The sequence below is a fragment of the Cloacibacterium sp. Arc13 genome (assembly GCF_041431305.1).
Taxonomy (GTDB): domain Bacteria; phylum Bacteroidota; class Bacteroidia; order Flavobacteriales; family Weeksellaceae; genus Cloacibacterium; species Cloacibacterium caeni_B.
The window spans coordinates 109,337-123,881 of sequence record NZ_JASMRM010000005.1; the positions used below are offsets into that span (position 1 = coordinate 109,337).

Sequence of the window (14,545 nt, forward strand, 5' to 3'; positions counted from 1 at the left end):
TTGTAATATTGAATTTATACGATTAGAAGTTGGCACGAAGCCCAATGGTATATACTGCAGGTGGTTTTAATCCTGTAGTTTCGTAATTAAAATCGGGATCTATCCCGCTTTTGTTGGCTTTCCACAGAATTCCTAGATTGCTCAGATTGATGAATACATTTAGGTTTTCAAATACTTTTGATTTCCAAGTACTTTGGTCAAAACGATAGTTGAAATTGATATATTGCAAGCGGATATGGTCTGCTTTCTCCACCAGAACACTAGAACCACGATAAAAAGAATCTCTGTTATAATCACTCATTAATGTATTGGAAGGAACGTTTGTAAAAGCCTCGTCTCCTTCTTTCTGCCATCTGTAAGCAAAATCGCTGTGCCCAAGCCAACTGTTGTATAGATTGGTATAGTTAATAGAGCTTCTTCTGAAGTAGTAGCCCATTTTATAGACAATACCAATATCCAGACTGAAATTTTTATAGCTCACAGAGTTGATAAAAGAGCCATACACCGTTGGGATGGCAGAACCAAAATATTCTAAATCATTTATTTTAGTTCCTGCTCCTACCAAAGCGGAATAATCTTTACTCACTGCTCCATTTAGATAGCCCATAGGATCGCCTGTTTTAGGGTCTAATCCTGCCCATTGATAGGCAAATATGGAGTACACAGGTTTTCCCTCTATTCCTGCGATGGGTACGGAATCACCATTTCCGATAAACTGACTGGCTACAGGATCTGCTAGGTAATATTTCGTCACCTGGTCATGATAAGTACTGAAATTGAAAATGGTATTCCATTTCACCGCTTTATCAATATTAAGGGTATTCAATGTAATATCAAATCCTTGTCCTTTTATTTCTGCTACATTAGAAAGCATATAACCTACACCTGTGGTATAATCTAGCTGAGCAGGACCAAAGAGATTGTTTCCTTTTTTGGTAAAATACTCTACAGAGCCACTGATTCTGTTATTTCGGGTAGAAAAATCCAATGCTGCATTAATCATTCTTGAAGTTTCCCAACGGAGCTGAGGATTGTAATAATTTTCGAATCTTGCCATAGGAGTTCCTGTATAACTAGAGTTAATGATGTCATAAGTAATGGTACTCACAGCAACCATTGCAGGGTCTATATTTCCATTAAAACCATAAGAACCTCTCAGCTTTAAGGTCGGAAGCCAATCTATTTTATAAAAAGATTCTTTAGAAATATCCCATAAACCGCCCACAGACCAAAAAGGATTCCACTGGTCATTGGTGGTAAGCCCGAAAAGATTACTGGCGTCTCTTCTAAAGCTTCCCGAAAGAGTATATTTGCCATTATAGGTATATGCTGCATTGGCGAATAAAGAAACAAATCTTGTAATACGTTTTCCCTGAGACTCCTGTCTTTGTATAAAATCCGAACTGCCACTAGGAAGCATTGGATATTGGTGGGTGTAATCTATGTTTACAGAAGACATTTTATTTTCATTATATCCATAAGAACGATTGCTGTTATATGTTCTTTGGGCATCACGGCTTTCCCCTCCTGCAATAGCGGAGAGTTGATGCTTGTCCCATTTACTGGAGTAGCTGAGCTGTCCTCTGACATTGTTGGTAATGGTTAAGCCATTTGAAACATCAATGATGCCTCCTTTAGGAACAATGAAAATAACATTACCGTTGCTATCTATCTGCGAAAATCTGTTGACATAATTGCGGGCATAATAACTTTCGGCAGTATGAAGATTGTTGGAGTTGTCATTCTGACGTTGATACTGGTATTTAATATCTGCTTCTAGTCCCTTCACAATTTTATAATTAACACCTGCATTAATCATCACTTCTGATATTTTTGTTTTTACCTGATTGTATTGCCAATCCGTTAAAGGATAATAATTCCAGTCTAAAAGTTTACCACTCCCGAAGCTGTCTTTGTAATTCTGGTCGTACAAAGAGTTCACCACCAAAGGATTGCCTTGTTCATCTGCCAGTTGCATATAAGGAACAAAGGAATTTCTGCCCATGATAACTCCTCCATAAGCGGTGCGTCCGCTCTTGGTATTGGTTTCGGTGTAATAAATTCCACTTGTTATTTGGAGCTTTTTTAGAGGTTTCCAGATATTTTGAAATCTAAGATTGGTTCTGTTGTATTTTTCGCCAAGGTTTCCGGTATTGTCATCAAATCCTAGTGAAGAACTCCAAGAAAAGTCTTGGGCGCCACCTGTGACACCTAAATAATACTGTTTTTTTTCTGAGGGCAAATACATATACCTTCGGAACTGTTCTTTTGCATCAATATTCTTAAGCTGCTCAATCTGACGATTGGCTTCGTTAGAAGAAATCAATCCGTTTTTTGCTTTGTTTAGCAGGTCGACTACAGGAGATAAAACAGGATGTGAGGAAGAATTGATGTCGCTGTCATAAAAACCTTGGTTGAAAAGGCTTCTTTCAACTTCTATAAAATCGGATGATGAAATGGTTTTAAGATAGCCGAAGTCTGGCTTGGGGCTATAGCTGGTATTCATCGTGAATTCAACATGTACAGGTTGGTTGAATTTTCCTGTTTTGGTGGTGATGACTATCACGCCATTGGCTGCTCTTGCTCCCCAAATACTGGATGCGGAAGCATCTTTCAGCACGGTAATGCTTTCTACCATATTAGGGTTGATATTGCTGATGTTTCCTTCATAAGGGAAATCATCTACCACAATTAAAGGAGAGGTAGGACCTTTGATGGTGCTAAGACCTCGTATCATTAACTTGGGGGTATCAGAACTGCCTCTCTCTAATATCACCCCTCCTGCAATATTAGAGAGTCTCTCAAGGATATTGGTACTGACTTGTTGGTTCAGTAATTTTTCATTGCTAAAGCTAAAAGAACCGGTTGCTCTTTCTTTGGGAATTTTCTGGTATCCCGTTGAAATGTTTACGGCTTCAATTTCTTTTACCTTGTAAGGCAATATTATTTTTAAAGGACTTTTCAGTGGTAATGTTACTTCAATGGTCTTAGCCTCATAACCTTTATGAGAAACGCTGAGGGTTAGTTTTTTTTCTTTCGTTTGAAAATTAAAGAAGCCCTTTTCATCGGTCAGAACAACTGTTTTTGAAGGTTGAATGGTGACTATTGCTCCTTTTAAGGGGATGGAATTTTCTTCCGTTATCACATGTCCCGAAAGGCTTTGTTGCGCCATCAGTGGAACTGCACTGCACAGCAATACAGGTAAATAGAGTTTTTTCATAGCAAATATTTAGATTTTAATTTTTAATTTTTTCAATTAAGATTTGTACTTCTAACTTCATACTTTGTACTTTCTACTTCTCACTTATTACCAGCATATCCAGTACTCGTTCTGCTTCTACCAAGTCTAAGTCATACCTCATCAGTTCTTTTCTAATCGAATTCAAATCAGATATAGCACCCATTGTCAAATCAATATTATTGGGATATCCTGTTTCATCTACAATAGGCAATGATATAGTAGGAACAGCATTCAGACTGTTGACCAAAGCGTACAAAGAAGTATTTTGTAAATTTGTTTTGGATAAGGAAAAGAGGAAGGACATTTCAGAACCTTTGGTTTTGAGTTTATCTACAGTTGATGTTCTTTTCAGCACCAGACATTTAACTTTTCTTTTTTCTATGATAGTCTTATAATCGGCAAAACGGCTTAGGTTCTCAAGCATTAAAGGATAAAGAGAGTCTGCCTTAGATTGAGGTACAATATATTCGTAATTATAAAGGCTTTTATCCTCAACACGTCTTTCAGGATTTTTAAATTCTATTATTCTGCGTTTTTCGTTGAAAGATTGATTTTTTTTCTGGAATATTTCATTAGCTATTGCTGAAGCAATTTCCCAAAAAGAAAAATTGGTAAATTGTCTGCCATATACGATTTGTCCCGACCTATGAAAGCCAGAGCCAAAGCCCATTCCTCGGATTCTTCCTTTGGCAAAAAGAGAATAGCTAATCATAGACAAATCTTTCTCATTATCAAAATTCTCCGAAAGCATCAAAGGTCTATCTCTGCTCATTTGTACTACCGTCCGAAGGGAAGAATTTTCTCCTCCTAATACTTCCTGTATGGTTTTTTCTGTAACCTGTGCACCATCTGTGGTATTGAGCATTTTTCCGTCTTTTATCCAGATAATATAAGGAACGCCTTTGTGTGGAAAGAGCTGATGAAACATTTTGTCGCCTGCTACGGAAACTACATTTTTATAACGCTGTCCGTTTTTAGAGGCAAAGAATTTTTCTAAAACCAAACGATCTTGGTTGCTCACAGCAAGGATTTTTATTTTATCACCAAATTGTTTTTGCAGTTCCTCCATTTTAGGAAAGTTGAGTAAACAACTGCTGCACCAGGTATTCCAGAAGTCCAGAAGGATGAGTTTGTCTTTATCCTGACTGAGGGTAATGGTTTTCTGAGGATGGTTGACCAATTGTAAAGGGGTTGACCAGATGTTTTCAGGGAGGGATTCTCCTATTTTTAGAGATTTGTTCTGGGCAAAGCTGGTGGTAGCTGCCACAAGAGTAAAGGCTAGGGACAAGAATCCCCTGCAAAAAATATTTTTCATATTTTTGTTATGGTTTAATTCGTTAAACTTGGCTCTTTTCTGCATCGTGTAAATTCCACTCTACTATATTGCAGAAAGGGCTTTTTTTATTAATTCTTGATAGTTTGATATTTTTTACTGTCTGTTTCTTGGGGGTAAGGTTTTTTTAATGACTGTAAAGGAGGAAGCTTTGCTGATAGCCTTAACTTCCTGCCCATACAAGCCGAAAAATTAATATGAATGAATGTTTTTTCTCGTGTAAGCTGTAAAGCCGCAATAAGTTGTACACCTTATTGTATCCTGCGTTTGATACTGTATTTTTGAAAAGCGGCTTAGAAAAATGTAGAGAAAGCGGACAACATTGGAAACAAAACGGCATGGGAAACTCTACATATCCGATCTGGGGTACTGGTATACCTTACGTACAGATAAGAGAGAAACCCACGCCTAGGTCGTGAGCTTCCTGCCTATACTCTCGTACGTTAAAAATTACCAGTTTTCAGATCGAGATTCTAAGCAATAGCTTCTAATATTCTTTGAAGTATCGCAAAATTACATCATTAGATGTAATGTTTTTACAAATATAACAAAATTTTTAAAATATGTACTATAGTACATAATATTTTTTAATGTTTTTCAGTCACTTTGAATCATGAATGAATCATTAGACGAAATAGAAAGATACGTTATAAAACGTGTCAAAGAAATACGCGAATCAAAAGGAGTTACCCAAGAGGAACTTTCTCTTTCTATTGGAAAGAATATTGGTTTTATTTCACAGATAGAAGCTCCTTCAAAAAAAGCAAAATATAATTTAATTCATTTAAACATAATTGCGATAGCGCTAGGATGCTCTATAAAAGATTTCATACCTGATAAACCGATTCCTGAGAAGAAATATGATATTAAAGAAATTAAATCTAAAAAATCTAATATTTTTTAGGAGCTTACAAAAAAAACATCATCTCGTGTTATGAAATACCAGTTTTAGGGGCGAGAATATTGAAATCAATATTTATAAGGTTGTGTTTAAGTAAGTAACTTACACTAAGAAATAGATTAACTTTTTTTAATAATACTAATTCTAGAGTATAAGGATTTTGTCATAATAAATACAACAACTCCAATTTTCATCAAACAAGATATGAAACTAGAAAAAAAGAATTCGAATATCTTGATATATTTTAAAAATATAAAGAGAAGACATTTAATCATAAGAAAGCACTAAAATTAATGTCCAATCAATCTTCAATGTAGCATAAGGAAGTATAAATTATATCACAATTTGCAAGTTCACTATTAATTACAATGTAATGTAATGTAACATAACAACCAAGCATAATTTAGTTTAAATTTCTGTATTCACTAGGAGAAATACCTGTTTTTTGTTTGAAAAGTCGGGTAAAATGTTTAAAAATAGTAAAAAGTTATTTCCGAAATTTTTCCAATATTTGTTAATAAAAGTCACTCTATCTAATATATTTTTGTAAACAAATAGACAAAAACACTTCCTTCAAAAATATCTTAACTTTATTAAAGGTTTTATTTACCAACTATATTATTTGATTCCTTACTTACATTTTTTGCATAAATATATCTGTCGTATATATTATACTATCAAATAATATGCATACGACCTTGTAAACATCATTTATCTTATTTAAAGCTTTCATAAATAACAATGCAAAAAGAGTTTTTATGTAGCATTATGTTATTTTTTTTTTGATGCTATACCAATTCTTTTATTATGATTCCTAATATTGCAGCAATAAGAATCACATATGGCTCTTGGATTTTCTTAATGTAAAGTAAACTTAAAATAGAAAAAACTGAAATTAACAAAGTTGGAATATCTTTAATGCTCCTTAATGCTATTACAATTACAGCACCAGCCAGAGCCCCAATGACAGCCGCTGTAATACCCTCTACAAATGCCTTTATAGATTGATTTTTACTTATTTTTTTAAAGAAAGGCGCAGGAATAATGGTGAAAAAATAGCAAGGAAGAAACGTCGCCAATGCTGCGACAGAAGCTCCAGGAAAACCAGCTATCAAATAGCCGATAAATCCTACGGTAATTACAACTGGGCCGGGTGTAACCATAGCTACTGCTACAGCATCTACAAATTGATTTTCCGTAAGCCATCGATTTTCAGCGACTACTCCAGAATGTAAAAATGGAACTATAGCCAGCCCACTACCAAAAACAAAAGCGCCTGCTTTCAGAAAAAAAAGGGCAATTTTTATCAATATAGGATTATCCCAATCACCAAGTCCCATTTGTAATAACATTACTGAATTTGCTCCTTTTCTGAATGATATTTTTGGTGGTGATTTGAACAACATATATAAAATACCAGCAGAAATAAATAGAAATATATTTTCATTTTCAGTAACATATGTTAAAACCATAGCAGTTGTAAAAAATATCCAAAGCATCCATTTTTCCTTGAAAGACTGTAAAGAAATAGCACCAATTGACTTTATTGTTAACTTATAAGTACTTATAAAAATAATACCTACTACAGCTGCACCTACCCCATAAAAAATTGATTGCATTAACGGTAGGCCGCCATATAATTTATATGCAATTCCCAATAAAACTACCATAACAAAAGAAGGAAGAACAAATGCTAAACCAACCAATGTCGCTCCAACAACTTTATAATGTACAAAACCTATATAAATACCTAATTGTGCAGCCAATGGACCAGGAGCTAATTGAGCTAATGCAAGCCCCTCTTTATATTCTTCCTCGGAAATCCATTTACGTCTTTCCACCAAATCTCTATGCATATAACCAACTAATGCAACAGGACCACCAAAACCTATTGTACCTAACTTTAAGAAATAGACTATAAGCTGTCGAAGTGTATATGGAGTAAGCTCATTCATAAGTAATATTTAAAAGGAGAGTCCAATTTGAAATCCTGCTGTAAAAGATGTAGGTAAATCATTTCCAAATCTTATTGGTAACGGAGTAGCTATATATAATGCGGAATTTTTATTTTTCTTTACAACTTTACTAAATACTGGTGTTATACCATATCTACCAGAAGTTTCAAAAGCTACTCTACCTGCAAATACAAACCCATCTCCAAGCGCTACTAACACACCAGGATGTATAAGCAGATTATTCACTTTACTCGTGCCATTCTCTGCTCTTATACCAGGAGCTAATTCAATTGAAAATCCAATCCTTGAAGATTTCCAAATATTGATTCCTACAGGAAAGACAACCTGATAATATCCATCAAAATTCGTAGTAGTATGATCTTTGTTTATGGTAACAATAGGGTGCATTACACTGACATATCCTGTGATTTTGGGATAAGTTGTTTCTGATTGAGAAAAAACCATAAGAGATACAAGCAAAAATGCAATTGTAAATATTTTCTTTAAGTTTTTTAGTAATTGTTTCATACCGCAAACTTAAAAAGTCCTTTTATTCCTAAATAGAATCCTATTTACCTTTTTGAATGCTATTTACCTTTTTTAATTTTTTTCGATATTGTGATGGATTTTCTCCTGTTTGTTTTTTAAAAATCCTTGTAAAATGGCTTTGGTCAGAAAAACCCGTTAGGTAAGCTATTTCAGTAAGTGAATATTGAGTGTCCTTCATTAGCTCCATTGCTTTTTCTATACGTTTTTTCCGTACGTAATCCCCAAAATTTTGTTCGTCAAAATATTTTGAAAACTCTCGTGATAAGTATGAGGGATTTAGTTCCAATTCTGAAGATATTTTTCTTATATCAACATTCAATTGGGCATCTAGTAAATCTTGTATTAATTCCTTCAACTCTGCTGCCCACGCTGGTGTTTTAGTATTTTTTTTTGCTTTTAAAAATTTAAGATATACTTCGTGCAAAAGATTTTCAAATGGACTGTTTTGCAAGTGTTTTTGTTTATATAAATACTTAGCCCAACTGTATAAGCCATCATAAATTTTCATCCCCATTTCCAGCAATTCATTGTCATTTGTAATGTTATAAGCCAAACCTGAAGAAATAGCCAAAAGCCCTGCAGCCTCGTCTGCAATATTATAATTATCCGTATCTGCACCTCTTACGATAGGAGCTATTATAAGAATTGCAGGGTCAGTTATTTCATGTTTTTTAACAATATAATCAAAAGTACATTCACTATTGTAATGAGTATATTCAACATCGGGAATATCAAAAGGTATAGCACTGAGCTCTTTTGCCCTAGTCAATACTTCCGAAAAAGGGACATAAATAAACTCTGCATCTTTGTCTACAAACTTTTTTATCAACCAAGGACAGGCTAATCGATCTATTTTAGGTCGTTCTCTTGTTATCCACTTCATGAGGTTAAAGAATCAAATATTTTTAATAGTTGATTACAAATTTAAGAATTATGCAATAACATTATTTCTGATTGAAAATTTCTTAACTGTATTATATAATTACTTGATTAGAACTGAATCAACAATTCTCATTTTTCCTAACATTTTAGTAATGGAGGATATACCTTTGTGATTCTACCCGTTGTGCATTTGTAAAAAGAATTTAAATAACTGATAATCAATTAAAAATCAAAGATATCGGGTTCATCCCAACTTTCTCAGCTCTTCTTTCTTTTGTAATACATTTCTCAAAGCTGACATATCTTCACTTACTTTCTTATCCAATATTTTTGCATAGTGCTGCGTAGTTTTGATATTCTTATGTCCAAGCATTTTACTTACACTTTCTATAGGAACTCCATTAGACAAAGTGATTGTAGTGGCAAACGTATGTCTTGCGATGTGATAGGTTAGTTCTTTATTGATGTCACACAAGTCTGCTATCTCTTTAAGGTAAGCATTCATCTTCTGATTGCTCAATACAGGAAGTAGTCTTCCACTATTTAAGCAGGCAGGATGGCCTTTATATCTCTCAATAATTTCTTCTGCTTTAGAGAGCAACGGTATGTTAGACGTCGTTTTAGTTTTCTGACGTTTTGTATAAATCCATTTATTTCCATCTAAGCCTATGTTAATGTTATCTTGTGTCAATTTTTGGGTATCTATATAGGCTAAACCGGTAAAACAACTGAATAGGAATATATATCTGACTTGGGATAATCTTTCGTTTTTGAAATCTTTATTGAAAAGTCTTTCTATTTCCTGCTCATTCAAAAACACTCTCGTTACTTCATTAAAGGATGAACTGTAATTTAAAAATGGATCTCTGTTTATCCAGCCATTGGCAATACATATTCTGATAATCTTACCAAAATTCTTTATATACTTAACTGCTGAGTTATTGTTACAGTCTCTTTCGGCTCTTAGAAATAATTCAAAATCATTCAGAAATGCATAATCTATTTTCTGAATATCTATATCGGAAATATTAAACTTCCATTTCAAAAATGCTTTGGTATGCTTTAAACACGTTTTATATCGGGTTAAGGTTCCCTGTGCGAATTCCTTATCTATAAGCTTCTCCATTCTTTTGTTGTGATCTTCAAAAATGGGAATGAGCATTCTTGTACGTTCACCTTTTCCCAATAACTTATTTTTCAAGCTTTCACAGGTTACAGATTCTTTATCTCTCATTAGTTCATGATAGGTATCATAAACTTTTTGTTCAAACGTTTTCAGATAAAAATTAAAAGATTTGCTTTCTTCTGAAGAACCATTAACCTTTTGCGCTTTAGCATTCCATCTTGAAGGTAGTATAGTTCGTTTTGTGCTGATTTCGGAGATTTTTCCGTCAATAGTGATCCGTAAATAAATAGGGGATTCTCCTAGAAAATTGATCTTTGCTTTTTTTACATAGAATAGCAAATTAAATGTCTTGTTCATCTGGCATGGATTTTAAGATTTAAAATTAATTCTGGTAAAACCCTGATACAAGATATTCAGTTTCTGAACTGCCTGTCAAAAAGGGTTTCCTGAATTTTCAGTGACCTTTTTAAACCTGTTTCAACAGGTCACTGAATAGGTCACTTTCAGATTGTGATTTTTTATCTCTTTTTGAACAGACATAAAACAAAAAACGCTTTAAAACATACGTTTTAAAGCGTTTTGAACTATTTTGATTAAATAGTTGCGATCCGGACGGGACTCGAACCCGCGACCTCCGCCGTGACAGGGCGGCATTCTAACCAACTGAACTACCGGATCAATTTTTTGAAAAGTAATTGATAAACTTTTTGCGATCCGGACGGGACTCGAACCCGCGACCTCCGCCGTGACAGGGCGGCATTCTAACCAACTGAACTACCGGATCTTTTAATTAAAGAACATTGCTCTTTTTTCGTGATGGCAAAATTACAACTTTTATTGAATACTGCAAATATTTTTACAAAAAAAATGCTCTCCCAAACGGAAAGCATTCATTTTCAATTATATTATTTTTACAAGTATGCATTTAATTTCTCTGCAATAGCCGCTTTAGGAGCTACTCCTACGAATTTATCTACTACTTCTCCGTTCTTAAAAATCAAAACAGTAGGGATATTTCTGATTCCGTAATCCATAGATACTTGTTGATTATTATCTACATCTACTTTTCCTACAATCGCTTTTCCTTGGAAATCATCATGAAGTTCTTCAATGATTGGTCCAAGCATTCTACATGGTCCACACCAAGCAGCCCAAAAATCTACTAATACTGGTTTATCTGAATTTAATACCAATTCTTGAAAGTTGCTGTCTGTTAATTCTACTGCCATAATTCTTTAATATTTGTTTCTAATTATTTATTGATTTCAGGTTACAAATTTACAATATTCTTGCCAATTTTTTAAAAGTATTGTCTATGCGAACCATTATCTTTTTCTATAATCGCAAGATTTCTGCCAATGCATTAACTAACGCATCTATTTCTTCTTTTGTGGTTTTATGAGAAAAAGATATTCTAAGCGGAGTGGTGTTTTGCTGGGTTTCTTCACTTAAAATTTTAGAAAGTACAGATGATGGTTTTGCTGCTCCAGAACTACATGCACTTCCTTGAGAAACTGCAATTCCTTTCATATCTAGCTGCAGACCAATCAAAGGATTTTGTGAAGGCAAAGACACACTTAATACCGTGTAAAGACTCTTATCACTTTCTGCACTTCTTCCATTAAAAAGAATTCCGGGAATTTTTTCTGAAAGTCTTTGGATGGCGTAATCCTTAATTTCTTGAATATGAGAAGAGAATTTTTCTAAATTATCCGTTGCAATTTCAAATGCTTTCCCTAGTCCCGCAATCCCTACCACGTTTTCCGTTCCAGCTCTTACATTTCTCTCTTGAGTTCCACCATGAATTTGAGCTTTTAAGTGCGTAGATTTTCTGATGAAAGCAAAACCTGCACCTTTAGGTCCATGGAATTTGTGCGCACTACAACTGGCAAAATCTACCAAAGTTTTAGAAAAATCCAAAGGCAAATGCGCCATCGTTTGCACCGTATCCGAATGAAAATACGCTCCGTTTTCTTTGCAAATATTTGCAACTTTGTCAAGGTCTAAAAGATTACCAATTTCATTATTGGCGTGCATTAAACTTACTAAAGTCTTTTTATCTGAAGACTTCAAAAGCTGCTGTAATTGCTCTATATCTACATCTCCTTTTTCATTGACATTGAGGTAAATTACTTCTACGTTTTTAGAATTTTTGAGATTTCCCACCGATTCTGCTACACATTTATGTTCTAGTTCTGTGGTAATAATTCTTTCGATTTTTAAATCTTCAACCGCAGATTTCAGAATTAAATTATTAGCTTCCGTTCCGCAAGAAGTGTAGATAATTTCTGCAGGGGAAACATGGAGTTCATGGGCAATTTTTCTACGGGTTTCTTCTAGAATTGTTTTGGCTTCTTGACCAAGGGTATGTGTAGAAGAAGGATTCCCGAAATTGTTTTTCATAACCACTACCATTGCATCTATCACTTCGTCTAAAAGTGGTGTGGTAGCAGCATTATCTAAATATATCTGTGTCATTTTTAGGAAATATTTGTGAGCATTAAGACAGAAAATCTTAATTTCTCCATTTTAGAATTTTACGCGACGAAATTAATGAAAAAATCTGTAATGAGATTCGTGAGCGAGAGAAAGCATAGGCAAATCTCCAGAAGTATCCCCAAAAGCAATGATTTTATCGTACTTTTTGCCTTCTATTTCTTTTTTAATTCGGTTTACTTTTTCTTTACCGTTGTTATTTCTAGTTTTGAAATGCCCAGTGAAAATTCCGTTTTCGAAACGGGCTTCTGTTGCCAAAAATTTCATTCCCATTTTTTCGGCAAAAGGTTTCACCCAAATATCAAGAGAAGCAGTTATTAAGTAACTTTCTGTATTTTCTTTGTCAATATTTTGTATAAATTCCAAGGCGTTTTCTCTGATGATTTTCGGATAAAATTTCTCAGCAAAATCTTGAGAAACTCTATTAATTTTTTCTTCTCTTTCGCCTTTTAGAATAGAACTGATGAAACTTTTTTTCACTTTTTCTGCATTCGCTAAATGCAATTTTACCAAAATAAATAGCGGAATATGTTTCAAAAAATTCCAGAAATATTTTTTTTCATTGTAAAACTGTAGATACAAAAACATGGTGTCTTTGTACGTAAGTGTTCCATCAAAATCAAATAGATATAGTTTTTTCATTTTGAAAGAGATTTATTTAAACTCGAATTTGAATAACACCATAATACAATGTCAATATAACTACAATAGCTTACAACTTCTTGTTTTTCCCAAATTGGATAATACATTGGTTTATTCAAAAACTGCCTTTTGAAATCATCTATTTCTAATCGCAATTTTGATATCTCAACACTATAATTTTTAGATAAATTAAATAACTTATCCATTTTTTTTTCAAAATCTTTATCGTTAAATCTTACTAATACATCACTATAAAGTATAGAATAACTATCTGGATAATTTTTTAATTCATCAATTAACAGTAAACTATTAATTCTAGATTTTGGTGTTAACTGTTTGTATGTAAATTTCTGATTGTAATTAAATTCCTTTTCCATTTTAGAAACCTTTTCATAATACAAATCATGAATTTGTTTTATAATTTCTAAATTTTCTTTTGTTTGTTTTTTAATAAATTCTTCAGGAAGATTTTGATAATTAATCAAAATATTTTTATCAAAATCATTAATATACTTTATTCTTATATCAATATCATTTTGATAAACATCATCTCTAGAAATTACATCTTTAAGATACATATCCATATCTTTATTTTCTTCAATAACTTGACAAAAAATTAAATTTGAAAAAAATATTAAAAATATTAAAGGAACATTTTTCATTTACAGTTTCAATTTCTTAAAAATAAACTCAGGAATATGAATGATGATGAGCATGATTAATCTCCAAATTGGCAAAACATAAACAATATTTTTTTGCTTTTTATAGGCTTTGTAAATGCATTCTGCCGCTTGTTTTGGTGTTGCAGTAAGTTTTGGATTCAGAGCTAAACCTTCGGTCATTTTGGTTTCCATAAAACCTGGCTTTACCGTCATTACATGAACTTTTTTAGAAAAAAGATAATTTCTCAACCCACTTAAATAGGCAGTAAAAGCTGCTTTTGCACTTCCGTAGATAAAATTACTCTGTCTTCCTCTATCTCCTGCTACAGAGGAAAGCGCGATGATGTTTCCACTTCTTTTGCTTTCCATTTTTTTAGCAAAATAATTGATTACAGGAACCAATTTTGCGTAATTAATGTCGATGATTTTCTCTGTGTTTTTATCATCATACAAACCATCTTCAGTTCCCAAACCTAAATAACCAGTGGCACAGAAAAGCAAATCTGAGTCTACATTTTCAAAAACAGAATAATTGATTTCTTGAGTCAAATCCAATTCTATGATTTCTGATGGCTGTAGAAATTTCACATCGATGTGTTGAGCAAAACGTTCTGTCGTTTCTCGGCTAGAAGTAACCAGATAAATTTTAGGAAATTTTTCACCTGAAGCTAATGCTTTTTCTACAAATGCTTGTGCAACTTCTGATGTGGAACCAAGAATAATCATATGTAATAAATTAGTTATGAATGATTTAGTTT

The 14,545-nt window shown here is 33.3% G+C and carries 13 protein-coding genes and 2 tRNA genes; 1 reads left to right on the plus strand and 14 read right to left on the minus strand.

The window, feature by feature from the left end; all coding sequences use genetic code 11:
* Positions 1-22 precede the first annotated feature (22 nt).
* Entirely contained in the window at positions 23-3,220 is a 3,198-nt protein-coding gene (locus tag QO190_RS05870; RefSeq protein WP_371462079.1) for a SusC/RagA family TonB-linked outer membrane protein, read from the minus strand.
* A 73-nt stretch (positions 3,221-3,293) separates the two neighbouring features.
* Positions 3,294-4,508 carry a TlpA family protein disulfide reductase gene (locus QO190_RS05875; protein WP_371462080.1) on the minus strand — a complete coding sequence of 405 codons (1,215 nt, stop codon included), beginning with the start codon at positions 4,506-4,508 and terminating at the stop codon, positions 3,294-3,296.
* Positions 4,509-5,187: 679 nt separating this feature from the next.
* Between QO190_RS05875 and QO190_RS05880 the strand changes: the two genes are divergently transcribed.
* Complete coding sequence (locus tag QO190_RS05880) at positions 5,188-5,478, plus strand: helix-turn-helix domain-containing protein (protein ID WP_371462081.1); 291 nt, start codon at positions 5,188-5,190, stop codon at positions 5,476-5,478.
* 400 nt (positions 5,479-5,878) lie between these two features.
* On the opposite strand, the gene QO190_RS05885 is transcribed toward QO190_RS05880, so the two are convergent.
* The 12 genes from QO190_RS05885 to QO190_RS05940 all read right to left on the minus strand — a co-directional run bounded on the left by QO190_RS05885 (position 5,879) and on the right by QO190_RS05940 (position 14,513).
* Positions 5,879-5,953: an AraC family transcriptional regulator gene (locus QO190_RS05885; RefSeq protein ID WP_371462114.1), complete on the minus strand. Its 75-nt coding sequence runs from the start codon at positions 5,951-5,953 to the stop codon at positions 5,879-5,881.
* A 310-nt stretch (positions 5,954-6,263) separates the two neighbouring features.
* The gene (locus tag QO190_RS05890; protein ID WP_371462082.1) at positions 6,264-7,430 is read right to left on the minus strand and encodes a chromate transporter; all 1,167 of its coding nucleotides are present in this window, start codon (positions 7,428-7,430) and stop codon (positions 6,264-6,266) included.
* A gap of 9 nt (positions 7,431-7,439) precedes the next feature.
* Complete coding sequence (locus QO190_RS05895) at positions 7,440-7,958, minus strand: hypothetical protein (RefSeq protein ID WP_371462083.1); 519 nt, start codon at positions 7,956-7,958, stop codon at positions 7,440-7,442.
* A 40-nt stretch (positions 7,959-7,998) separates the two neighbouring features.
* Complete coding sequence (locus QO190_RS05900) at positions 7,999-8,862, minus strand: chromate resistance protein ChrB domain-containing protein (protein ID WP_371462084.1); 864 nt, start codon at positions 8,860-8,862, stop codon at positions 7,999-8,001.
* A gap of 243 nt (positions 8,863-9,105) precedes the next feature.
* Positions 9,106-10,344 carry a site-specific integrase gene (locus QO190_RS05905; protein ID WP_371462085.1) on the minus strand — a complete coding sequence of 413 codons (1,239 nt, stop codon included), beginning with the start codon at positions 10,342-10,344 and terminating at the stop codon, positions 9,106-9,108.
* Between the two features lie 247 nt (positions 10,345-10,591).
* Positions 10,592-10,665, minus strand: a tRNA-Asp gene (locus tag QO190_RS05910).
* A gap of 32 nt (positions 10,666-10,697) precedes the next feature.
* Positions 10,698-10,771 (minus strand) — tRNA-Asp (locus tag QO190_RS05915).
* A gap of 127 nt (positions 10,772-10,898) precedes the next feature.
* The gene (gene trxA / locus QO190_RS05920) at positions 10,899-11,216 is read right to left on the minus strand and encodes a thioredoxin (protein WP_069797670.1); all 318 of its coding nucleotides are present in this window, start codon (positions 11,214-11,216) and stop codon (positions 10,899-10,901) included.
* 106 nt (positions 11,217-11,322) lie between these two features.
* Positions 11,323-12,465 (minus strand): cysteine desulfurase family protein, encoded by a 1,143-nt coding sequence (locus tag QO190_RS05925; protein ID WP_371462086.1) that lies wholly within the window; start codon positions 12,463-12,465, stop codon positions 11,323-11,325.
* A gap of 72 nt (positions 12,466-12,537) precedes the next feature.
* The gene (locus tag QO190_RS05930) at positions 12,538-13,125 is read right to left on the minus strand and encodes an HAD family hydrolase (protein ID WP_371462087.1); all 588 of its coding nucleotides are present in this window, start codon (positions 13,123-13,125) and stop codon (positions 12,538-12,540) included.
* Positions 13,122-13,787, minus strand: coding sequence for a hypothetical protein (locus tag QO190_RS05935; protein WP_213189558.1), 666 nt, complete (start codon positions 13,785-13,787; stop codon positions 13,122-13,124). The genes QO190_RS05930 and QO190_RS05935 overlap by 4 nt, the downstream gene beginning before the upstream one ends.
* Positions 13,788-14,513: an SDR family NAD(P)-dependent oxidoreductase gene (locus tag QO190_RS05940; RefSeq protein ID WP_371462088.1), complete on the minus strand. Its 726-nt coding sequence runs from the start codon at positions 14,511-14,513 to the stop codon at positions 13,788-13,790.
* Positions 14,514-14,545 lie beyond the last annotated feature (32 nt).

Excerpts from the sequence above, each read along its gene's own strand:
- trxA (WP_069797670.1), bottom strand. The coding sequence starts at position 11,216 with ATGGCAGTAGAATTAACAGACAGCAACTTTCAAGAATTGGTATTAAAT.
- QO190_RS05900 (WP_371462084.1), bottom strand. The coding sequence starts at position 8,862 with ATGAAGTGGATAACAAGAGAACGACCTAAAATAGATCGATTAGCCTGT.
- QO190_RS05880 (WP_371462081.1), top strand. The coding sequence starts at position 5,188 with ATGAATGAATCATTAGACGAAATAGAAAGATACGTTATAAAACGTGTC.
- QO190_RS05930 (WP_371462087.1), bottom strand. The coding sequence starts at position 13,125 with ATGAAAAAACTATATCTATTTGATTTTGATGGAACACTTACGTACAAA.
- QO190_RS05935 (WP_213189558.1), bottom strand. The coding sequence starts at position 13,787 with ATGAAAAATGTTCCTTTAATATTTTTAATATTTTTTTCAAATTTAATT.
- QO190_RS05870 (WP_371462079.1), bottom strand. The coding sequence starts at position 3,220 with ATGAAAAAACTCTATTTACCTGTATTGCTGTGCAGTGCAGTTCCACTG.
- QO190_RS05925 (WP_371462086.1), bottom strand. The coding sequence starts at position 12,465 with ATGACACAGATATATTTAGATAATGCTGCTACCACACCACTTTTAGAC.
- QO190_RS05940 (WP_371462088.1), bottom strand. The coding sequence starts at position 14,513 with ATGATTATTCTTGGTTCCACATCAGAAGTTGCACAAGCATTTGTAGAA.
- QO190_RS05890 (WP_371462082.1), bottom strand. The coding sequence starts at position 7,430 with ATGAATGAGCTTACTCCATATACACTTCGACAGCTTATAGTCTATTTC.
- QO190_RS05895 (WP_371462083.1), bottom strand. The coding sequence starts at position 7,958 with ATGAAACAATTACTAAAAAACTTAAAGAAAATATTTACAATTGCATTT.
- QO190_RS05905 (WP_371462085.1), bottom strand. The coding sequence starts at position 10,344 with ATGAACAAGACATTTAATTTGCTATTCTATGTAAAAAAAGCAAAGATC.